Source organism: Acinetobacter sp. YH12106 (assembly GCF_013418995.1).
Classification (GTDB): Bacteria; Pseudomonadota; Gammaproteobacteria; order Pseudomonadales; family Moraxellaceae; genus Acinetobacter; species Acinetobacter pseudolwoffii.
The window spans coordinates 447,617-470,248 of the sequence record NZ_VPAV01000001.1 but is presented as its reverse complement, the minus strand read 5'-3'; the positions used below and the strand labels follow the sequence as shown (position 1 = coordinate 470,248).

The following is a 22,632-nucleotide window of genomic DNA, read 5'->3' as shown; positions in this document are numbered from 1 at the left end:
CATGTTTTCAGCCCTTTTAATTTACCCAAAAAGAATTTTATATTTTATGAGAATCTTAAATCAAACCTTGCTCTTCGGCTGTGTCACATTTTCCAGTATTTGTAGTTTTGCAAATGACGTTCAAAACAATCAAATACAAGCAAGTGGCAACCTGAGCGTGGTGTCTAAATATGTATCACGCGGTTTAAGCAATGCACCGGAAGACGATAATATTGCACTACAAGCAGGATTGAATTTGGCCTATGGCAACTTTTATGTGGGCTATTGGGGTTCTACATTGGGTTATTCCTATGCTGAGGTGCAAGGACGCAGAGGGCATAGCACCGATAAATTCGAGCATGATTTTCTGGTCGGTTATACGCACAGCTCGGAACATTATGATTGGGATTTCTGGAATGCCACCTACTATTATCCAGGGGGCGAAAACACCACCGGTAATGAGTTGGGTTTAAATGTCAGCCGTATGCTGGATGAAAAAACCAGTATTGGCGCGAGCGTATCGACCTATCTTTATGATGTGGCCTATGCCAATCAGGGCGATACCTTTTATACGCTGAATCTGAACCATCAATTGAATGATCGTGTGAATGCCAGTCTGACTGCTGCAGGTAGCTATTTTAATGATGAAGGCAAATATGAAGGTGGAGAACTGGGCGATACCCAAAAACAGCATGCCTTCCGTTATGCGTCTGCTGGACTGAGTTATGCAATCTTGCCTCAATTAAGTGTGTCAGGCGAATATCTGCTGGGGGGCTATGACCGCTACGGTGACAAGCAGCGAAATCTGGCTTTATTCGGTTTAAGCTATGATTTTTAAGGCCTTAAAGCTTAGAAGATGAAATTATTGTTAATCTGTCTATACATATTTTAAAGCTACATCAGAAGCGCTCATTCGATATTAAAAGCAACACATGGATCGTCACAAATTTTAAATGTGTTGATTCATGTTGTTCCTATTTCTTAGCTTTATAGAAAATATCGCGGAAAAACTCACAAACGTTATCAATTTCATCAAATGACTCTATAATAGCGCCCATTCTTAAAGGGTTCGCCGTAGTCTCATGACTACGTTATTACCCTGATTTATTTTTAAGTCAAGTTCTCCTGCGTGATTCGGCTTGTACATTCAGATTCAGCATCTTATTTGTCCATGGCGGCACATAAGAACATTTAGGTGTCCACATGGAAATCAAGGTCAATTATCTCGACAATCTGCGCCAAGAAGCCAAATTTGATGACTTCACGGTGATTGCCGATCAACCGATTCGTTACAAAGGCGATGGTTCCGCTCCCGGTCCATTCGATTATTTTCTGGCCTCATCGGCACTTTGTGCAGCTTACTTTGTCAAAGTATATTGTGCAGCACGGGATATTCCGACCGACAATATCCGCCTATCTCAAAACAATATCGTTGATCCTGAAAACCGATATAAACAGATTTTTAAAATTCAGGTTGAGCTGCCGGCTGATATTTCAGAAAAAGACCGCCAGGGCATTTTACGTTCGATTGACCGTTGTACGGTCAAGAAAGTGATCCAGACTGGCCCTGAGTTTGTGATTGAAGAAGTCGAAAGCATTGATGCCGATGCGCAAGCCTTGTTAATGCCAAGTCTGGCCTCTGCAAACAGCACGTTCATTCCGGGCAAAGATCTGCCTTTGGAAGAAACCATTGCCAATATGTCTGCCATTCTGGCCGGTCTGGGCATGAAGATTGAAATCGCATCATGGCGCAACATCGTACCAAATGTATGGTCATTGCATATTCGTGATGCACAGTCGCCAATGTGCTTTACCAATGGTAAAGGGTCAACCAAGGAAAGTGCGCTGGCATCTGCACTGGGCGAGTTCATCGAGCGCTTGAACTGTAACTTTTTCTATAATGACCAGTTCTGGGGTGAAGACATTGCCAATGCAGAATTTGTACATTATCCGGATGAAAAATGGTTTAAGCCGGGTCCAAATGGCGAACTTCCGCAGGAAGTCTTAGACGAATATACGCTTGAAATTTATGATCCTGAAGATGAGTTATTGGGTACGCATCTTTATGACACCAACTCGGGCAATACTGAACGTGGTATCTGTTCACTGCCATTTGTACGTCACTCCGACGGTGAAACGGTTTATTTCCCATCGAATCTGATTGAAAATCTATACTTGAGTAACGGGATGAGTGCAGGGAATACCTTGCCTGAAGCTCAGGTGCAATGTCTGTCTGAAATCTTTGAACGTGCAGTCAAGCGTGAAATTATTGAAGGTGAACTGGCTTTACCAGATGTACCTGAACAGGTGCTGGCGAAATATCCAAAAATCGTTGAAGGTATTAAAGGTTTAGAGGAACAGGGCTTCCCGGTGCTGGTCAAAGATGCCTCATTAGGCGGTCAATTCCCGGTAATGTGTGTGACCTTGATGAACCCGCGTACCGGCGGTGTGTTTGCCTCTTTTGGTGCGCATCCAAACTTTGAAGTGGCACTTGAACGCAGCCTGACTGAATTGTTGCAAGGTCGTAGCTTTGAAGGTCTGAATGACCTGCCAAAACCAACCTTTAGTTCAAATGCCGTGACTGAACCGAACAACTATGTTGAACACTTTATCGATTCAAGCGGTGTGGTGTCTTGGCGTTTCTTTAGTGCCAAAGCAGATCATGAATTTGTGGAATGGGATTTCACCAACCATGGCCAAAACTCCAATGCAGATGAAGCTGCAGCTTTATTCGGCATTCTGGAAGAGCTCGGTCATGAAGCCTATATGGCGGTTTATCAACATTTAGGTGCAACGGCTTGTCGTATCCTGGTGCCAGGCTATTCTGAAATCTATCTGGTCGAAGATCTGATCTGGGACAATACCAACAAGGCTTTGGCATTCCGTGAAGATATCCTGAACTTGCATCGTCTGGATGAAGAACAGCTTGAGGCGCTGGTAGAGCGTCTGGAAGAATGTGAGCTGGATGACTATACCGAGATTAAAACCTTGATCGGGGTTGAATTCGATGAAAATACCGAATGGGGTCAATTAACGATTCTAGAATTAAAATTGTTAATTTATCTTGCGCTGCAACAATTTGAAGAAGCCAAGGATCTGGTTGAGCAGTTCTTGCAGTTCAATACCAATACCGTTGAACGTGGCCTGTTCTACCAGTGCATGAATGTCGTACTTGAAGTATTGCTTGATGACGAGATGGAACTGGAAGATTATGCACATAACTTCCGCCGTATGTTTGGTGATGCACGTATGGACGCGGTTATGGCTTCAGTTGAAGGCACAGTACGTTTCCATGGTTTGAGCGAAACCAGTATGAAGCTTGAAGGTCTGGATCGTCATTTACGCCTGATTGATAGCTATAAAAAACTGCATGCTGCGCGTGCCAAGTTTGTGGCGAAATAAACAGGGACTTCTGCCAAGTTTTGGCTGAGATTAAAATCTGTAAAAGAGCTCATTTCAGAATGGGCTCTTTTTTGCATATACATAAATTACGTTAAAATCAGGCAACAAGAGATGCCCTACTTTTTATAAAATGAAGATTTTTAATAGCTATTTAAAGAATAATCAAAAAATAAAGGGCGATTTATATCGCCCTATGATCTTTATAAAAGCCTTATATATTATTCAGGTTCATAGCAATACTATTTACCATATGAATCAGACGCGGTCCAATTTCATTTTCAAGTTTTTCCTGATTTAACAAGTAACTTGGTGCACCACAGTTAAAGGTTAAAATACCATGTTTAGGATGAATCAAAGGAACGGCTACAGAGTTCACATCCTTCGCCCAGTCTCCGAGGGATAAACAATAACCATAATCCTGATAATCGCGAATGGCGCGTTCTAGATTTCGTTTAATCGTTGTCCATTGATCTTCATTTCTTTTTTTAATGGCATCAAATAAATATTCACGTTCTTTTACCTCCATGGCCGCCAGACAGGCACGTCCCATGGCACTCGAATGAATCGGTAAGGTTGAACCCACTGAACGGCGCATGGTTAAGGTGGTGTCTGTATGTACGACTTCCAGGTAAATCATATTGAGACGGTCACGTGTTGCCATCGCCACTGGCGCCTGTGCATAGCGTGACATTTCTTCCATAAATGGATAAGCCTGAGTTCGTGCAGAGATATTGCTTAACGCAGAATAGCCCAGAGCCAGCACACCGACATCGAGTAAATATTTAGTCGTATTTGGAAGTTGTTTTAAATAACCTAAAGAAACCAGAGTGCTGGTAATACGCGCCACAGTTGGTTTTGGTAAATTGGTCATTTGTGCAATTTCTTGATTGCCCAACAACTGATTGGTTGCAGAGAAACATCTTAGAATCTCAAGGCCACGGGCAATAGAGGCAATAAACTGTGGATTATTTTCGCGATGAATATGCGAGATTGGATCTAAGCGAATTTCATCAAAATTAGGTATTTCACCTGTTTTATTTTTAGTCATGGTCTACAGAAATAGAAAGTAAATTAAGGAATATCATAGCAACTTCATTTCACGATACAAAATAAAACAATTAAATTATAGATAAATAATGACAAAGTTTTACTCTGATGTGCGCCAAAAGTTGCCATACACGTAAATAATTACACGAAATAGCGGGTCTACTTTTTAAATAAATCCTTTCATCAAACAATGGGTTTTATTGAGTTCTGAACGCTTTCAACACATAAAAACACCATCGAAAAATCAGAATTTAAAAACATAATAATTTTGCATTGCGAAATATTATTTTATATTAAATCTATTTTAAAGTCAGATAAATTTCGTTTTTATATAAAAAATAAATTTTTTGACGAATTCACTTGCTGAAATCTTAATTTTATGGTTATTTATTTCGTAATACGAAACAAAAAATAAAAGGGTAAAGGAATTTACCCAGACGATATAAATGGAGATTCCTATGATTCGCGATCCAGAAATGCTCGATCAACTTCTCTCGACGATTCGAGATTTTGTCAAAAATGAGCTGGTTCCTCTTGAGCATGAAGTGGAAGAAAGTAATGCTATTCCTGAACATATTGTGGAGCAGATGAAAAAACTGGGACTGTTTGGTCTGACGATTCCTGAAGAATACGGCGGTCTCGGGATTACCATGGAAGAGGAAATTCTGGTTGCGATGGAGCTTGGTCAAACTTCGGCTGCATTTCGCTCTCTGATTGGAACCAATAATGGCATCGGTTCGAGCGGCATCATCATTGATGGAACAGAAGAGCAAAAACAGAAATATTTACCACGCTATGCAACTGGCGAAATCATTGGCTCTTTCTGTTTGACTGAACCAGATTCCGGTTCTGATGCAGCCTCTTTAAAGGCCAGTGCGGTCAAAGAGGGTGATTATTATCTTTTAAATGGCACCAAACGTTTTATCACCAATGCACCGCGTGCAACGACATTTACGGTCATGGCCCGTACCAATCCGGATATTAAAGGTGCCAGCGGTATTTCGGCATTTCTGGTCGAAGCAGGCACACCGGGCTTGAGTCTAGGCAAAATTGACAAGAAAATGGGCCAACATGGTTCCTATACCTGTGATGTGATTTTTGACAACTGCCGTGTGCATCAAGACCAGCTGATTGGTGGCGTTGAAGGCATCGGTTTTAAGACGGCCATGCGCGTACTCGACAAAGGTCGTTTGCATATTGCCGGTTATAGCGTGGGTATGGCAGAACGCATGCTGGAAGATGCCTTAAATTATGCGGTTGAACGTAAACAGTTTGGCCAACCGATTGCGAATTTTCAGCTGATTCAAGGTATGTTAGCCGACTCAAAAGCTGAAATTTATGCAGCCAAATGTATGGTGCTGGATGCGGCACGTAAGCGTGATGCCGGCCAGAATGTGACGACGGAAGCCTCTTGCGCCAAAATGTTTGCCACTGAAATGTGTGGCCGTGTCGCTGATCGCTGCTTGCAAATCCATGGTGGCGCAGGTTATATCAGTGAATATTCAATTGAACGTTTCTACCGTGATGTGCGTTTATTCCGTTTATACGAAGGAACGACCCAGATTCAACAAATTATTATTGCACGTGAAATGATTAAACAGGCAACAGCCTAAACACATAATTTTAAAATAGGGAAATATTAAAATGACGACAAAAATTAGATTTGATTGGCAAGACCCGTTTTTAATCGAACAACAACTGACTTCAGAAGAGCGCATGATTCGTGATGCGGCAGCAGCATATTGTCAGGACAAACTGATGCCGCGTGTATTGGAACAGTTTCGTCATGAAAAAACCGATCCGACTATTTTCCGTGAAATGGGTGAGCTTGGTTTACTGGGCCCAACCATACCTGAACAGTACGGCGGTGCCGGTTTAAATTATGTCAGCTATGGTCTGATTGCGCGTGAAGTCGAGCGTGTCGATTCAGGTTATCGCTCTATGGCCAGCGTACAGAGTTCACTGGTAATGGTGCCGATTAACGAATTCGGTTCTGAAGAGCAAAAACAGAAGTATTTACCAAAATTGGCCACCGGTGAATATATTGGCTGTTTCGGTCTGACTGAGCCAGATCATGGTTCAGATCCGGGCAGCATGATTAGCCGTGCCAAAAAAGTCGATGGTGGTTACCGTTTAACTGGCGCAAAAATGTGGATTACCAATAGTCCAATAGCCGATGTATTTGTGGTCTGGGCTAAAGAAGTCTCTGCTGAGGGTAATGTCGGTGACATTCGCGGTTTCATTCTGGAAAAAGGTTGGGAAGGGCTGTCTGCACCTGCGATTCATGGCAAGGTCGGTTTACGTGCCTCGATCACCGGTGAAATCGTGATGGATAACGTCTTTGTTCCAGAAGAAAATGCCTTCCCGGAAGTGCGTGGTCTAAAAGGTCCATTTACCTGTTTGAATAGTGCGCGTTATGGCATTGCCTGGGGTGCCATGGGGGCAGCAGAATTCTGCTGGCATACCGCACATCAGTACACCATGGATCGTAAACAGTTTGGTCGACCACTCGCTGCAAATCAGCTGATCCAGAAGAAACTGGCGGACATGCAAACTGAAATTGCTCTTGGTTTACAGGTCGCCTTACGTTTTGGTCGTATGAAAGATGAAGGTATTGCATCAGTCGAAGGAACATCATTGATCAAACGCAACAACTGCGGTAAGGCCCTGGATATTGCACGCTTGGCACGTGACATGATGGGTGGTAACGGGATTTCTGATGAATTTGGCGTAGCCCGTCATCTGGTCAATCTGGAAGTGGTGAATACCTATGAAGGTACTCACGATGTACATGCCTTGATTCTGGGTCGTGCTCAAACCGGAATCGCAGCATTTTGTAATTAAAGATAGGGCAACATTGAGCCAGCGATGCTGGCTCGTAAGTTTTGGCTGGCTTTAATTTAGTCAACCAACCCAGTTTTGGGTGTAATCTGGTTTTAGCATTTTTGATAAAAAGCCGTTGATTTGATGCTCAAACAACCAAGGAATAGATCGTTTAAACATTTTATAACAATCGGAAAATGGTTTTTTTGACGTACTGCTAAAATGGGTTCTGGGCAGCCAGATGCTGCTGTGATTCATATCTGTAAAAAGCTACTTGAGTAAGCCTGATAGTGGTCATTATATTAACTCTATACGCACTTTTGAGATGATAGTTCTATTTGCTTTAACTCAATAATGATCAGATTCTGATGTTTCAGTTGGGTGCAGCAGAAAAAATCATTCAAGAATGCAGGATATCTTATTAACGTAAATTTATCTTCAGGTTTTCTATTGCTCATATCTAATTAAAAAAACCAGAACTGATTTTAAAGACTGATTCTGTAGTGCGAAATGAGTGATTTAAAATCATAAATTAAACAGGTTCTTTTACTCTATTTTGATTAAAAAAACTTGATTGACTAGTTAAACAAGAAAGCTGTTTGAGTTACTGAAAAAGCAGCTGCTTTATAAAAAAGAAAAATTCGCTATACAAAATAAATGGAGATTTTAATGGAACAGGTCGTTCAAATCGAGCAAATCTCGACGCATGTGGCGATGGTTAAAATTCATCGGCCTGAAGCAAAAAATGCCTTGAATACAGAAGTGCGTCAGAAACTTGCTGCTGCTTTTTTACAACTCAATGATGATGAAAATATCCGTGCCATTATTCTCACTGGGGGCGAAACAGATTTTGCAGCGGGTGCCGACTTGAAAGAATTGGCCACTGCTGAAACCATCCAGATGATGCAGCGCCGTACCGAACGTTACTGGCAGGCGATTGCACAATGCTCTAAACCTGTCATTGCCGCAGTCAATGGTTATGCGCTGGGTGGTGGCTGTGAACTGGCGATGCATGCTGACATTATTATTGCCGGAAAAAGTGCCCAGTTCGGTCAACCTGAAGTGAAAGTGGGCGTGATGCCGGGGGCAGGGGGCACTCAACGTTTATTTCGTGCAGTGGGTAAATTTCATGCCATGCGTATCATCATGACCGGTTGTCTGATACCTGCACCGGAAGCTTATCAAATTGGTCTGGTCTCTCAAGTGACCGAGGACAGTGAAACCCTTGCAACTGCCATCAAGATGGCCGAAGGTCTGGCAAAAATGCCGCCAATTGCACTGGAACAAATCAAGGAAGTGGCATTACTGGCCGAAGATGTGCCGCTCAATGCTGGACTTAGCCTGGAACGTAAGTCTTTCCAGATGCTGTTTTCTTCAGAAGATCAAAAAGAAGGTATGCAGGCCTTTATTGAAAAACGTAAACCGAATTATCAGGGACGATAAGCATGAGTATTCAGATTCAAAAAATTGGCATTATTGGTGTAGGCACGATGGGTGCAGGTATTGCCCAGATCGCGATTCAGTCTGGTCATGATGTTGTACTGTTTGATGCCAAAGAAGGGGCAGCCGAACAGGCACAGGACAAACTGGCCAAAACATTAAATACCTTGGCAGATAAAGGTAAATTCAGCCATGAAAAAGCCGCTGAAGATATTGCTCATCTGTCGACTGCGCAGCAGCTAGAAGACCTGAAAGATTGTGACTTAATTGTTGAAGCGATTATTGAAAATCTGGAAATCAAGCAAAAATTGATGCAGCAACTGGAAGGAATTATAAAACCAGAAGCGATTCTGGCATCCAATACATCTTCATTGTCGATTAGCGCAATCGCCGCCAACTGTAAGCAGCCAGAACGTGTTGCCGGTTATCACTTCTTTAATCCGGTACCACTCATGAAAGTGGTCGAAGTGATTGAAGGCTTTAACACCCGTGCTGACATTATTGAAGCATTAACCCAGCTCTCGACAAAAATGGGTCATCGTCCGGTCAAAGCTAAAGATACGCCAGGGTTTATCATTAACCATGCCGGCCGTGCCTTTGGTAGCGAAGCCTATGCCATTCTGAATGAAAATGTCACACCATTTTATGATATTGACAGGATCTACCGTGACGGAATCGGTTTCAAGATGGGGCCGTTTGAATTAGGTGATCTGACCGGTATGGATGTCTCGCATCCGGTGAGTGAATCGATTTATCACCAGTATTATGAAGAAGCACGTTACCGTCCAAGCGTGATTACCCGTCAGCGTTTTATTGCCAAGCAGTTAGGTCGTAAAACCGGTAAAGGTTTTTATGATTACACCTCGGGCAGCAAAGTAGGTGATGTGGCTCCAGCATTGGTTGAAAAACTCGATCAATATCCAGCAGTCTGGCTAGGCACAGAATATAGTGAAGACCGTCAGGCACTTGAGCAATATCTGCAACAGTTCAACATTCAGATTGAGCAAACTGAGATACCTTCAGCAGAGGCTTTAATCCTGATTGCCACTTATGGTGAAGATGCAACATCAGCCGCTGTTCGTTATCATGTGGCACCTCAGCAAGTGGTGTGTATCGATCTGCTATATGGTCTGAATAAACACCGTACCTTGATGCCAACTTTTGTCACCCAACCTGAGCTAATAAAAGCAGCCCAATCGATTTTCAATCTGGATGGTATGACCGTCAGCGTAATTCAGGAAAGCGTCGGCTTTGTGGCTCAACGTGCTTTGGCAATGATTGTGAATCTCGGCTGTGATATTGCCCAGCAAGGCGTTGCAACGGTAGAAGATATCAATATCGCAGTGAGACTAGGCCTTGGCTATCCATATGGCCCTATTGAATGGGGTGATGTGCTGGGTGCTGAAAAAATTCTGAAAATTCTGGATCGCATGACTGCAATTACCCGTGATCAGCGTTACCGTCCAAGTCTGTGGTTGCGTCGCCGTGTCCAGCTCGGCCTTCCACTTGTCCATACTACACATTAATTAAAAAGTTAAAGGAATAACACTGATGTTAACAGTTTGGCGCACACAGCATGCCGGAAACAGGTGACAATGTTGCAGAAGAATTTGGCATTAGCCGTGAACAGGCAGATACCTTCGCCGCTGCATCACAGGCAAAATATCAGGCGGCGAAAGAAGCCGGTTTCTTTGAAGGTGAAATTACCCCGATTGAAGTTTCACAAGGGCGCAAATTACCACCTAAACAAATTACTGAAGATGAGCATCCACGTGCATCTTCAACATTTGAAGCATTATCCAAGTTAAAACCACTGTTTGAAGGTGGTGTGGTGACTGCGGGTAATGCCTCAGGAATCAAAGACGGCGTTGCAGCACTGATGATCGGCAGTGAAAAAGTTCAGGAACAGTATGGCTTAAAAACCTTTCTCGCATCCTGTCTTCTGCAGCTGCTGGCATTGAGCCACGCATCGTAGGTGCAGGCCCTATTGAAGCGATTAAAAAAGCACTACAACGTGCCGGCTTGACGCTGTCTGCAAGTGGCAGATCAATCGGTTTAGGCTTCCTGATCATGGGCGGTGCCTATTTCTTATGTGGTGCAGTATCTGGAATTTTCATCAAAGACCGTCAATACGATCCTCAAAAGGCCTAAATTAATTTAAATGCAAAAAAATGAGCCTGGACACAGGCTCATTTTTATCTACATCTTTTAAAACCGTATTTCTATTTTTTATTATTGATCTGTTTGTTGATGCAGCTGAATACTTTTTAAACCATCATTTACTTTATTGAGAAGATGAATCAGTGTAATGACATCATCAAAAGCCAAAGTGTTTAATGCCTGTCCATAAAAATTAAAGAAATCATCTTGCAGACTATCCCAGGTTTTAAGGCCTTCGCTGGTCAGGGCGACATTCTTTGCGCGTCGATCATGTTCACTAATAATGCGTTGCACCAGCCCATCGCGTTCCAGCCGTTTTAGAACCGCATCCAGATTTTGACGACTCACGCCAAGATATTCGGTCAGGTCAGAAAAGGACATCCCGGATTGCACTCGTGGCCGAGACAAGGCACCCAATACTGCCCAATGCACAGGAGAAATCCCCAATTCATTTGAACATTTGCGGTCTAGGGTATTGCCCACCTGAAACAGTCTAAAAAAAAGTCTATTGTGGGCAGAGTACAAGGATTGATCATAACTACCTGGTAGAGCATCACTCATTTTAAAGATCACCCTGATCAAAGCGTTTAAATAAGAAGCATTATACCTAAAAGGTATCTGCTAGAAATCAAATTCCGTTTTATATCGCTCTATGATGAGGAAACGTTCGATATAGGCTTAGGTTGCTTATGGTCTACATTTTTAGCGTTCCATTCTCTGGATTGTGTAGGCGTTCCAACATCTTTCTTTATGCTGTCACATGCCTGTGTTTTAATGCTAAACGTTAAGATCAAAGTCAATATATGTCAATGTATTTATTCTGTTAAAAAGTTAATTTATTGATATTAAATGATTAAATAAATATTTAATTTTAATTTATGTAAATATATTGACATAAAAATATTCTAATCCTATTTTAGTGATAACAGGCGATATATGAACAATAGTTAATCAGAATCAGATAAAAATATACCAAGGAGAGCTAAATGAAAGGCTTAAAGGACAAAGTAATCATCGTGACTGGTGGCGCAGGTGGAATTGGTTCGGCAACCTGTCGCCGTCTGGCGGAAGAAGGTGCCAAAGTTGCGATTTTTGATATGAATATTGCAGCCGCTGAACAGTTGGCTCAGGACATTAATCAGCACAATAATCAAGCTTTGGCGGTGCAGTGTGATATTACCGATCGCGATGTGGTCGAGCAGGCTGTACAGCAAGTAGAAGCCGAGCTTGGCCCGATAGATGGACTGGTCAATAATGCCGGTTGGGATATTTTCAAACCTTTTGTCAAAACCAATCCGCAAGAATGGGACAAGCTGATCCAGATTAATCTGGTCGGCATGCTGAATATGCACTTTGCCGTTCTGAAAGGCATGGTCGAGCGCAATTCTGGCAGTATCGTCAACATTGCTTCTGATGCTGCGCGGGTTGGTTCTTCGGGTGAAGCCGTTTATGCTGCATGTAAGGGCGGACTGCTTTCATTCTCAAAAACACTGGCCCGTGAACATTCTCGTCATAACATTAAAATTAATGTGATTTGTCCGGGACCAACCGATACAGCCTTACTGGCAGGTGTCACCGAAGGTGCATCGAATCCAGAAAAATTACGTGAGGCTTTCACTCGTGCTATTCCACTCGGTCGTTTAGGTCAACCTGAAGATTTAGCCTCTTCGATTGCCTTCTTTTTAAGTGATGATGCCAGTTTTATTACTGGACAAGTACTCAGTGTTTCGGGTGGTTTAACCATGAGTGGTTAAGCAAAAACTGCTAGAAAATATGAAAAATAAAGTCAGATAGATAAATACAGGAAGTTATAACAATGATTTTTGAAGATATCTTATACGAAGTGAAAAACGGTGTAGCCTGGATCACCATCAATCGTCCAGAAAAAATGAATGCCTTTCGTGGTACGACCTGTGATGAATTAATCAAAGCCTTAAACAAGGCCGGCTATGACCGTGAAGTGGGTGCGATTGTACTGACTGGCGCCGGTGATCGTGCTTTCTGTACCGGCGGGGATCAATCCGCGCATGATGGAAACTATGATGGCCGTGGCACCATTGGTTTGCCAATGGAAGAATTACATACCGCAATGCGTGATGTGCCTAAACCGGTGATCGCTCGTGTACAAGGTTATGCGATAGGTGGCGGTAACGTTTTGGCGACTATTTGTGACCTGACCATTTGTTCAGAGAATGCCATTTTTGGTCAGGTGGGACCGAAAATGGGTTCAGTCGATCCGGGTTATGGCACAGCGTATTTAGCACGTGTAGTCGGTGAGAAAAAAGCCCGTGAAATCTGGTATATGTGCCGTCGCTATACAGGCCAAGAAGCGGTTGCAATGGGTCTTGCCAATAAATGTGTACCTGCAGATCAACTTGATGCTGAAGTACAGGCTTGGGCCGAAGAAATCTGTCAGCGTAGTCCGACAGCCATCGCCATTGCCAAACGTAGCTTCAATATGGATACCGCACATCAGGCGGGGATTGCCGGTATGGGCATGTATGCACTAAAACTGTATTACGACACGGAAGAATCGCGTGAAGGCGTCAATGCACTCAAAGAAAAGCGCCAGCCTGAATTTCGTAAATTTTATAAATAAGGAAGATATAGCATGACTAAAAATCCTTATATCACGGAAGACTTAGAGTTTTTAGCAGAAACTGCTGAAAAGTTTGCGCAAAAATATATTGCCCCCAGTTTTTTAGAACGCGACCAAAGTCGGGTGTTTGATCGTGATCTGGTCAAAAAAATGGGAGAGATGGGCTTTATTGCACCGGAACTTCCGGAACAATATGGCGGCCAAGGCATGGGACGCCTGGCAGCAGGTATTATTCATGAAGCGGTAGCCAAAGCGGATTTAAGTTTTTCCTATATCAATCTGCTCGCTTCGCTAAATGGCCAGATTCTGGCGGAACATGGTCAACCCGAAGTGGTTGAACCGTGGCTGAAGAAACTGACCGCCGGTGAAGCAATTTTTTCGATTGCCTTGACCGAGCCGCGTGGTGGTTCAGATGCTGCCAACCTGCGTTTAAAAATCGAACGTGACGGCGATGAATATATCATTAATGGCGAAAAGACTTCGATTTCGGCTGCCGATCAGGCCGATGCTTCGGTGGTGTTTGGTCGTACTGGCGCCAATGAAGATGGTGCGCATGGCGTGACAGCACTCCTGGTTCCCATGAATTTATCTGGCATTAGCACCACGCGTTTTGACTGTCATGGGCAACGTGCCATTGGTCGCGGTTCAATCTTCTTTGATAATGTTCGCGTTCCGGTCAATCATCGCTTAGGTGATGAAAACAAAGGTTTTGTGCAGGTCATGCAAGGCTTTGACTTTTCACGTGCCTTGATTGGTTTACAGGTTCTGGCTGTTGCACGTGTCAGTCTGGCTGAAGCCTGGGAATATGCGGCGCAACGTGAAGCCTTTGGTCAGCCCTTAACAGCATTTCAAGGCGTATCGCATCCATTGGCCGAGTATGAAACCCAGGTAGAAGCCGCGCGTTTACTCTGTCTGCAAACCTTATGGCTCAAAGACAATCATCTGCCACATACTTCCGAAGCTGGAATGTGTAAATGGTGGGGGCCAAAACTGGCCTATGACGTGATTCATCAATGCTTATTGACCTTTGGTCATGCCGGATATGACCGTGGTGTGATGGAACAGCGCATGCGTGATGTACTCGGCTTCCAGATTGGTGACGGAACAGCTCAGATCATGAAAACCATTATTGCGCGTAAAAAGGCCGGACGTAAAGCCGTTCCTGCCTGATGTAAACAGATCATGTGGGTGCGTGATCAATCGTGCAGATGATTCAAATAGAATTTTGTGTCATCTGCATCGCAGAATTTAGATCTGCAATGTTTGAGTTGATGACTAGTGTTCGGTCTGACCAAAAGAACAGGTAGATAATGATAAAATTGGAGTTATGGAATGGATTTCGATGCGGTTCTTTTACCCCCACGCCGGGAAAAAATGTTGCAACAAGGTTATTGGTTAAATAAGACCATTCTTCAATCATTGAATGAAGCTGTACATCAACATCCTGATAAAGTGGCCTTGGTCAGTTATAAAACTGAAGATCAGTCTGAAACAAGCTTTAGCTACCGGGAAATGCTGCATACAGCCAATAAAATCTCTTTGGGACTGAAGCGTTTAGGCGTGCAGAAACAGGATATCGTTTCTTGCCAGTTACCCAATTGGTGGGAGTTTACGCTATTGTATATTGCGTGTCGCCGGATTGGTGCCATCCTGAATCCGCTGATGCCGATTTTCCGAGAGCGTGAGCTTTCATTCATGCTGAAACATACGGAAAGTAAGGTCTTTATCGTACCGAAAGTATTTCGTAAGTTTGACCATGAAAAACTGGCCGATCAATTACAGAAAAATATTGAGAGCCTGGAACAGATTATTGTCGTCGGTGGTGAAGGCGAGAACAGTTTTGAAAACTTATTGCTTAACCACGGACTGGATCAAGATCCACAAATCCTGAATACCCTGAATGATGTCACCATCACAGCTGATGATATTGCTCAACTGGTGTTTACCTCCGGTACCACTGGCGAACCCAAAGGGGTGATGCATACTGCGAATACCTTATTTTCCAATATCGTGCCTTATGCCAAGCGTTTGCATTTAAACCAGAATGATGTGATTTTCATGGGATCACCGATGGCGCATCAAACCGGTTTTATGTATGGCCTGATTATGCCTGTGCTGTTAAAAGCCAAAGCGGTATTGCTGGATGTCTGGGAGGTCAATACGGCCATCGAGCTGATGCATAAGCATCAGGCGACTTTCACTATGGCTTCGACACCATTTTTAAATGACTTGTCTGAAGCGGTACTCAATAGTCACAAATCTTTAGATAGTCTGAAAATATTCCTGTGTGCCGGTGCACCTATTCCAAGCACGCTGGTGCAAAAAGCACGTCAAAACATCGGTGTGAAAGTGATTTCCGCTTGGGGGATGACCGAGTGTGGTGCGGTGACTACAACTCGTCCGGAAGATGATGATGAGCGTTCATTTAATACTGACGGTCTGCCGCTGCCTGGCGTTGAAGTCAAAGTGGTAGGCGATGATGGCGAGGAATTGGCACCACATCAATCCGGCACGCTAATGATCCGGAGCTGTTCGAATTTTGGTGGTTATCTGAAACGCCCACATTTAAACGAAACCAGTGAGGATGACTGGTTTGATACCGGTGATATTGCTTATGTAGATGAGCAGGGTTATATCCGGATTGCCGGGCGTAAAAAAGATGTGGTTATTCGCGGTGGTGAAAATATTCCGGTGGCCGAAGTTGAATCTTTGATCTATCTGCATCCAGATGTGGCAACCGTGGCCTTAATTCCTTATGCAGATGAACGACTGGGTGAAAAAGCCTGTGCCATTGTGAAGCTGAAAGAAGGTGCGCCGCACATGGCATTAAAGGATCTGGTCGATTTCCTGAAAGCCCATAATCTGGCAATCCAGTATATTCCGGAACGTTTAGAGGTCTGGGAAGAAATTCCGATGACCCCATCCGGGAAAATCCAGAAATTTAAACTTCGGGAACTGCTGGCTCAACATATTGCTTCCGCCAGTTAAATCTCATTTCTCTCAACATAAACTCCTGAAAAATCCATTCAGGAGTTTATTGGTTTTATTCCATTTAGACATCAACGATTAAGAGGGCGTTTAGCTGTTATTTCGCGAATTTCAGTAAGGCTTTTGCGGTTGCAGCAGAAGATGCCGGATTTTGTCCCGTAATCAATAAACCATCTTGCTGGACATGCACCTGCCAATCCTCCGCTTTAGAGTATTGGCCGCCATGTTCTTTCAGCATGTCTTCCACCAGAAAAGGTACAATATCCGTCAAGCCAACCGCATCTTCTTCGCTATTACTAAAACCGGTCACGGACTTGCCTTTGACCAGCGGCTGACCATTATGGCCTTTTACATGTCGTAGCACACCGGGTGCATGACAGACCAAAGCCACCGGTTTATTGGCCTGTAAACTTTGCTCGATCAGCGCAATTGAATCTCTGTCTTCGGCCAGATCCCATAAGGGTCCATGACCACCCGGATAAAATACCGCATCAAAATCGGCAATCGAAACTTCACTCAGCTTTCGGGTCTGAGACAGATCCTGCATCGCTGAGGTATCTGATTTAAAACGCTCGGTCGCTTTGGTCTGGGCATCCGCTTCATTACTTTTTGGATCTAACGGTGGCTGGCCACCTTTGGGAGAGGCCAAGGTGACTTCAGCACCTGCATCGACAAACGTATAATAAGGGGCGGCCAGTTCTTCCAGCCAGAAACCGGTTTTCTTGCCTGTGTCGCCCAAGCTGTCATGTGAGGTCAGCACGATCAGAATTTTCATATGATTTTCCTAAATTGTTCTAAAATTATTCGACTCATCGGCTGTTAATTTAACAAGGGTCTAGGGAAAATAATGTTGTGATACGTTCATTTGCTGTATCGATACGTGTTTAGCTCAAAGAAGTGATCTAAATCTAAGCGCCCATTAACAGCTCTTGCTGGACATCGGCCTGTTTGCGCAGAAAGTCCCAGACCAGTTTGATTTTTGGTTCATGCTGTAAATCGACCAGCGTGAGCATCCAGAAAGTATGGGTAAAATTCACCTGATCACTCAAGACTTCTTCCAGCTCAGTTTTATCATGCACCAGAAATCTCGGTAATATCGCCAGTCCGGCACCGGCACTGACCGCAATCTGCTGGGCCAGAATACTGTTACTGCGAAAACAGGCCGTCACTTGCAACGGCAAACGTTCCAGCGAATACAGGGCCGAGCTATAGACCAGATCATCAATATAATCGACAAAACGGTGCTGCTTGAGGTCTTCCAGTTTTTTAATTTGCGGATTTTTCTGTAAATAATGCTGACTGCCATACAGTTTTAGACAGTAATTCGACAGACGGGTAATGATATAGGGGCCCGATTTGGGCCGGTCAATCGCAATTACAATATCGGCTTCACGATGCGAAAGTTTGATCGCTTTCGGCACCGGAATCAGGTCAATGGTCAGTAAAGGGTAGTGCTGGGAGAACTCGGCCAGTAAGCGCGCTAAAAATGCCGTACCAAAACCTTCTGGTGCACCAATCCGCACCCGGCCTTGCAAGGGATCGTTGCGTTTGTCAATCTGGATAAAGGATTGTTCCATCAGTTCCACACGCGGCACCAATGCCAGACCTTCCGAGGTCAGCTCATACCCTGTCGCTTCGCGTTTAAACAGTTGAGTACCCAAGGTGTTTTCCAGCGCCTGAATCCGCCGTGCCACGGTACTGTGTTCCACCCCAATCAAGCGTGCTGCATTGGTGAGCGTTTTGGCACGTGCCAAAACCAAAAAGAAACGTAAATGATCCCAATCTACTTTCATCTTCTATTTAACATCCTGTTAAATCCCTGTGCATATTTGCACATCTATCGTGCATCAATTTCTATTGGTGGTCAAAGTGTTCTTTGTTAGTCTACTGAAACAGCGTAAAAATAATACGTTTAAAACAGCCAGTAAAGGCAGACACAACGACAATAACAAACCAGCACGGAGCGACCATGAACGCCATTCATCATCCACAGCAAAGTACCGGATTCACCACCGCAAAACTCCTCATTAATGGTGAATTTGTCGAATCAAAAACCAGTCATTGGCAAGATATTATCAACCCTGCCACTCAAGAAGTTTTGGGTCAGGTACCATTTGCAACTGCAGAAGAAGTCAATGCCGCGATTGCTGCCGCACAAAATGCCTTTGCCAGCTGGCGCCAAACCCCGATTCAGGCACGTATGCGGATTATGTTGAAGCTGCAGGATCTGATTCGTACTAACTTAAAAAGTATTGCCCAAGTATTAACGGCGGAACAGGGCAAAACCCTGGCTGATGCCGAAGGTGACATTCAGCGTGGCTTAGAAGTGGTGGAGCATGCCTGTTCTATTGGTTCACTACAAATGGGGGAATATGTTGAAGGTGTGGCACGTGGGGTCGATACCTATACCTTGCAGCAACCACTCGGTGTTTGTGCGGGAATTACGCCGTTTAACTTTCCGGCGATGATTCCACTGTGGATGTTCCCGATGGCGATTGTCTGCGGTAATACCTTTGTCTTAAAGCCCTCGGAACAGGATCCGCTATCGACCATGATGCTGGTGGAACTGGCAATTGAGGCAGGCGTACCTGCTGGTGTGCTGAATGTAGTGCATGGCGGTAAAGAAGTGGTGGATCTGCTGTGTACCCATCGTGACATCAAAGCCATTTCCTTTGTCGGTTCAACCGCTGTGGGTACGCATGTCTACAATCTGGCCGGCCAGCACGGTAAACGTGTACAGTCGATGATGGGCGCGAAAAACCATGTCGTGGTGATGCCGGATGCCAATAAAGAACAGACCTTAAATGCGTTGGTCGGTGCAGCATTTGGTGCAGCCGGTCAGCGTTGTATGGCGCTTTCGGTGGCCGTGATGGTCGGGGACACCAAGCACTGGGTCGATGAACTGGTGGCTAAAACCAAAACCTTAAAGGTGAATGCCGGGCATGAACCGAATACTGATGTTGGGCCAGTGATTTCGACCCGTGCCAAAGCCCGTGTCATAGACTTAATTAACAGTGGCGTTGAACAGGACGCTGAACTGCTGCTGGATGGCCGTGATGTAAATGTTCCGGGTTATGAAAAAGGCAATTTTGTCGGGCCAACGATTTTTAATCAGGTCACGACCGATATGCGCATTTATCAAGAAGAAGTCTTCGGTCCGGTACTGGCGATCATACATGTTGATACTTTAGAACAAGCGATTGAGCTGATTAATGCCAATCCATTCGGTAACGGCGTTGGACTCTTTACCCAAAATGGCAATACTGCACGCACATTCCAGCACCAGATTGATATCGGTCAGGTCGGTATTAACATTCCAATTCCTGTACCTGTGCCGTTCTTCAGCTTTACCGGTTCGCGTGGTTCAAAACTGGGGGATTTAGGTCCTTATGGCAAGCAGGCAGTGCAGTTCTATACCCAGACCAAAACCATTACCAGCCGCTGGTTTGAAGATGATCAGGAAACCACAGGTGTCAATACCACGATTAGCCTGCGCTAAGGAGCATCAGCATGAAGATTGCATTTATTGGTTTGGGCAACATGGGTGGCTCGATGGCGCAGAACCTGCTCAAGGCAGGGCATCAGGTTTTTGGTTATGACTTGAGTGAAGTCGCTTTACAGCATTTTGCCGAAGCGGGTGGTATCGTTTGTGACAGTCCACAAGCGGCCGCAAAACAGGCAGATATTGTGGTCAGCATGTTACCTGCAGCCAAGCATGTACGTGAAGTTTATCTCGGTGAGCACGGTATTCTGAACGTGCTTCAGGCGGGCAGTTTGTGTGTCGACAGCAGTACCATTGACCCGCAAACCATTCAGGAGGTTGCCGCAGCAGCGCAGGCCAAGCAAATTCGCGTCTGTGATGCGCCAGTCTCTGGCGGGACTTTGGGCGCCAAAGACGGAACTTTGACCTTTATGGTGGGTGCAGACGATGCCACCTTTGAGGCCGTAAAACCGGTCCTCAACTGTATGGGCAAAAATCTGGTGCATTGTGGCGCTGTAGGAACAGGACAGGTTGCAAAAATCTGTAATAACCTGATTCTGGGGATTTCCATGACTGCTGTTGCAGAAGGCATGGCACTTGGAGCCAAACTGGGAATTGATCCGCAAGCACTAGCCGGGGTAATCAATAGTTCCACTGGACGTTGCTGGAGTTCTGAAATCTATAATCCTTGGCCGGATATCTGTGCCAATGCACCGTCATCACGGGGTTATACCGATGGTTTTGCAGCACAGCTGATGCTTAAAGATTTGGGCCTGGCTGTCGATGCAGCGCAACAGGTGGACCAACCGGTGGTTCTGGGTAGCATGGTGCAGAAACTCTATCAACAGCTTTGTCAGGAAGGGGATGCGCATCTGGATTTTTCCAGCATCATGCATCAATACACCACGCCACCTGCTTAAAACTTAAAATATCCAGATGGAGCAAGGATTCGCTTCATCAACAATACCTTGTCAGTAATAACGATAAATTCAGGCTGAGGTTTAACATGTTAGATTATCAAAAAACAATTGAAAATTTTGATTTAGATGCAGTGGCAAAGCAGTATCTGTCCGGTTCGATGCAGGCGCTGAACGCCTGTTATGAATGTTGCGACCGCCATGCTGACTCCGATGCAATTGCTTTACACTGGTACGGTAAAGATGGCCGCAAAGAACAGTATAGTTTTCGCGAACTCAAGAAATATTCCAGCCAGTTTGCCAACTTTTTAAAATCTCAAGGCATTGGCAAAGGCGACCGCGTTTCCGGATTATTACCGCGGACTCCAGAGCTGATCATTACCATTTTAGCGACCTGGCGGATTGGTGCAGTGTATCAACCTTTATTTACGGCCTTTGGTCCCAAAGCTATTGAACATCGCATTCAGCTGGCGCAAAGCAAGCTGGTAGTGACTGATCTGGCGAATCGGGAGAAACTATCCAATCTTAGTGCTTGTCCCACGATCGTCACCGTACATGTTGAAACCGAGGCAGAGCGTTATCCACAGGACCTCAGTTTTTGGACTGTGTTAAATCGCCAGGCTGAAGGTTGTGAACTGGAAATGCTCAGTATCGATGAGCCATTTTTATTGATGTTTACCTCTGGAACCACTGGACCGGCCAAGCCCTTAAAAGTTCCACTTAAAGCCCTGATTGCTTTTGCTGGCTATATGCACAATGCCATCGGTCTAACCGAAGATGATGCTTTCTGGAATATTGCTGATCCGGGCTGGGCTTATGGTTTGTACTATGGGATTACCGGCCCGTTATTGCTCGGACACTCGACCCTGTTTTATGAGGGTGGTTTCAATGCCGAAAGTGTCTGCGACATTGTCAAGCAATATGGCATTACCAATCTGGCCGGTGCGCCGACCGCTTACCGCATGATGATGGCAGCAGATGCTGAACAGATGGCACAGCTACGGGGCAAGTTGCGCGTGGTCAGCAGTGCTGGAGAACCTTTAAACCCGGAAGTGATCCGCTGGTTTAAAGAGGTGCTGGATGTGCCAATTTATGACCATTATGGCCAGACTGAAGTCGGGATGGTGGTGTGTAATCATCATGCGCTACAACATCCGGTCCGTTCAGGTTCGGCAGGCTTTGCCAGCCCGGGTTACCGGATTGCAGTCGTCGATGAACAAGGTCATGAATTAACGGCTGACGTTCCGGGCGTCCTGGCAGTGGATATCAGTCAATCACCCATGATGTGGTTCTCGGGTTATGAAGAAAGCCGTAAATCGCCCTTTGTTGGACATTACTATTTAACCGGTGATACCGCGGAAATTCATGCTGATGGCAGTATGAGCTTTGTTGGACGTAGTGATGATGTCATTACCACCTCAGGCTATCGCGTGGGGCCATTTGATGTGGAAAGTGCCTTGCTGGAACATGATGCCGTGATTGAAGCAGCAGTCATTGGCGTGCCTGATCCTGAACGTACCGAAGTGATTAAAGCCTTTGTGATTCTGGCGAATAACTTTGCAGCTTCATCTCATCTGGAAGAAGAACTAGGCCAGTTTGTGAAAAAGCGTTTGTCTGCGCATGCCTATCCGCGCCTGATTGAATTCGTCACAGAATTGCCAAAAACCCCGAGTGGCAAGATTCAGCGTTTCTTACTGCGTAATCAGGAAATCAACAAGCAGCAGGTAAAGACCGCATAACTAGCCAAAGCCAGCAGATTGAATAAAAATATTAAATAAAGAGATTGAAGGAAGCAT

Annotated in this window: 18 protein-coding genes and 1 pseudogene; 15 read left to right on the top strand and 4 right to left on the bottom strand. The window is 44.7% G+C overall.

Annotation, left to right across the window (positions count from 1 at the left end; translation table 11 throughout):
- Positions 1 to 46 precede the first annotated feature (46 nt).
- The gene (locus tag FTU45_RS02375; protein WP_100535111.1) at positions 47 to 817 is read left to right on the top strand and encodes a hypothetical protein; all 771 of its coding nucleotides are present in this window, start codon (positions 47 to 49) and stop codon (positions 815 to 817) included.
- Between the two features lie 365 nt (positions 818 to 1,182).
- On the top strand, positions 1,183 to 3,381 hold the full coding sequence (locus FTU45_RS02370) for an OsmC domain/YcaO domain-containing protein (RefSeq protein ID WP_180075846.1): 2,199 nt from the start codon (positions 1,183 to 1,185) through the stop codon (positions 3,379 to 3,381).
- Positions 3,382 to 3,592: 211 nt separating this feature from the next.
- Here the strand turns inward: FTU45_RS02370 and FTU45_RS02365 are convergent, their stop codons facing one another.
- Complete coding sequence (locus FTU45_RS02365) at positions 3,593 to 4,429, bottom strand: IclR family transcriptional regulator (RefSeq protein WP_180075845.1); 837 nt, start codon at positions 4,427 to 4,429, stop codon at positions 3,593 to 3,595.
- Between the two features lie 457 nt (positions 4,430 to 4,886).
- On the opposite strand from FTU45_RS02365, the gene FTU45_RS02360 reads away from it, so the two are divergent.
- The 6 genes and pseudogenes from FTU45_RS02360 (at position 4,887) to FTU45_RS15430 (ending at position 10,842) form a co-directional block, all read left to right on the top strand.
- A complete protein-coding gene (locus tag FTU45_RS02360; RefSeq protein WP_180075844.1) occupies positions 4,887 to 6,041 on the top strand; it encodes an acyl-CoA dehydrogenase family protein in 1,155 nt (384 codons plus the stop codon).
- Between the two features lie 31 nt (positions 6,042 to 6,072).
- The gene (locus FTU45_RS02355) at positions 6,073 to 7,272 is read left to right on the top strand and encodes an acyl-CoA dehydrogenase (protein ID WP_180075843.1); all 1,200 of its coding nucleotides are present in this window, start codon (positions 6,073 to 6,075) and stop codon (positions 7,270 to 7,272) included.
- A 648-nt stretch (positions 7,273 to 7,920) separates the two neighbouring features.
- Positions 7,921 to 8,694: an enoyl-CoA hydratase gene (locus FTU45_RS02350; protein WP_180075842.1), complete on the top strand. Its 774-nt coding sequence runs from the start codon at positions 7,921 to 7,923 to the stop codon at positions 8,692 to 8,694.
- A gap of 2 nt (positions 8,695 to 8,696) precedes the next feature.
- Complete coding sequence (locus FTU45_RS02345; RefSeq protein WP_180075841.1) at positions 8,697 to 10,217, top strand: 3-hydroxyacyl-CoA dehydrogenase; 1,521 nt, start codon at positions 8,697 to 8,699, stop codon at positions 10,215 to 10,217.
- A gap of 32 nt (positions 10,218 to 10,249) precedes the next feature.
- A pseudogene (locus FTU45_RS02340) lies at positions 10,250 to 10,722 on the top strand (3-oxoadipyl-CoA thiolase); the annotation flags it as partial.
- Complete coding sequence (locus FTU45_RS15430; RefSeq protein WP_257223936.1) at positions 10,714 to 10,842, top strand: hypothetical protein; 129 nt, start codon at positions 10,714 to 10,716, stop codon at positions 10,840 to 10,842. The pseudogene FTU45_RS02340 and the gene FTU45_RS15430, both read left to right, overlap by 9 nt.
- 81 nt (positions 10,843 to 10,923) lie before the next feature.
- Here FTU45_RS15430 and FTU45_RS02335 read toward each other — a convergent pair whose 3' ends face one another.
- Complete coding sequence (locus FTU45_RS02335) at positions 10,924 to 11,412, bottom strand: MarR family winged helix-turn-helix transcriptional regulator (protein ID WP_180000078.1); 489 nt, start codon at positions 11,410 to 11,412, stop codon at positions 10,924 to 10,926.
- Positions 11,413 to 11,837: 425 nt separating this feature from the next.
- On the opposite strand from FTU45_RS02335, the gene badH reads away from it, so the two are divergent.
- The 4 genes from badH (at position 11,838) to aliA (ending at position 16,438) form a co-directional block, all read left to right on the top strand.
- Positions 11,838 to 12,605 (top strand): 2-hydroxycyclohexanecarboxyl-CoA dehydrogenase, encoded by a 768-nt coding sequence (gene badH / locus FTU45_RS02330; protein WP_074382791.1) that lies wholly within the window; start codon positions 11,838 to 11,840, stop codon positions 12,603 to 12,605.
- A gap of 62 nt (positions 12,606 to 12,667) precedes the next feature.
- Positions 12,668 to 13,450 (top strand): 2-ketocyclohexanecarboxyl-CoA hydrolase, encoded by a 783-nt coding sequence (gene badI / locus FTU45_RS02325; RefSeq protein ID WP_159138123.1) that lies wholly within the window; start codon positions 12,668 to 12,670, stop codon positions 13,448 to 13,450.
- Positions 13,451 to 13,462: 12 nt separating this feature from the next.
- Positions 13,463 to 14,620: a cyclohexanecarboxyl-CoA dehydrogenase gene (aliB, locus tag FTU45_RS02320; RefSeq protein ID WP_180075840.1), complete on the top strand. Its 1,158-nt coding sequence runs from the start codon at positions 13,463 to 13,465 to the stop codon at positions 14,618 to 14,620.
- Between the two features lie 162 nt (positions 14,621 to 14,782).
- Positions 14,783 to 16,438 carry a cyclohexanecarboxylate-CoA ligase gene (gene aliA, locus FTU45_RS02315; RefSeq protein WP_100535100.1) on the top strand — a complete coding sequence of 552 codons (1,656 nt, stop codon included), beginning with the start codon at positions 14,783 to 14,785 and terminating at the stop codon, positions 16,436 to 16,438.
- A gap of 97 nt (positions 16,439 to 16,535) precedes the next feature.
- Here the strand turns inward: aliA and FTU45_RS02310 are convergent, their stop codons facing one another.
- Both FTU45_RS02310 and FTU45_RS02305 read right to left on the bottom strand, forming a co-directional pair.
- Positions 16,536 to 17,213 carry a type 1 glutamine amidotransferase domain-containing protein gene (locus FTU45_RS02310; protein ID WP_100535099.1) on the bottom strand — a complete coding sequence of 226 codons (678 nt, stop codon included), beginning with the start codon at positions 17,211 to 17,213 and terminating at the stop codon, positions 16,536 to 16,538.
- A 133-nt stretch (positions 17,214 to 17,346) separates the two neighbouring features.
- Positions 17,347 to 18,231: a LysR family transcriptional regulator gene (locus tag FTU45_RS02305; protein ID WP_100535098.1), complete on the bottom strand. Its 885-nt coding sequence runs from the start codon at positions 18,229 to 18,231 to the stop codon at positions 17,347 to 17,349.
- A gap of 176 nt (positions 18,232 to 18,407) precedes the next feature.
- On the opposite strand from FTU45_RS02305, the gene FTU45_RS02300 reads away from it, so the two are divergent.
- The 3 genes from FTU45_RS02300 (at position 18,408) to FTU45_RS02290 (ending at position 22,575) form a co-directional block, all read left to right on the top strand.
- Positions 18,408 to 19,937, top strand: coding sequence for a CoA-acylating methylmalonate-semialdehyde dehydrogenase (locus FTU45_RS02300; RefSeq protein ID WP_005170980.1), 1,530 nt, complete (start codon positions 18,408 to 18,410; stop codon positions 19,935 to 19,937).
- Between the two features lie 11 nt (positions 19,938 to 19,948).
- Positions 19,949 to 20,839 carry a 3-hydroxyisobutyrate dehydrogenase gene (gene mmsB / locus FTU45_RS02295; protein WP_180075839.1) on the top strand — a complete coding sequence of 297 codons (891 nt, stop codon included), beginning with the start codon at positions 19,949 to 19,951 and terminating at the stop codon, positions 20,837 to 20,839.
- 86 nt (positions 20,840 to 20,925) lie between these two features.
- Complete coding sequence (locus tag FTU45_RS02290) at positions 20,926 to 22,575, top strand: AMP-binding protein (protein WP_005096878.1); 1,650 nt, start codon at positions 20,926 to 20,928, stop codon at positions 22,573 to 22,575.
- The last annotated feature ends 57 nt before the right edge of the window (positions 22,576 to 22,632 follow it).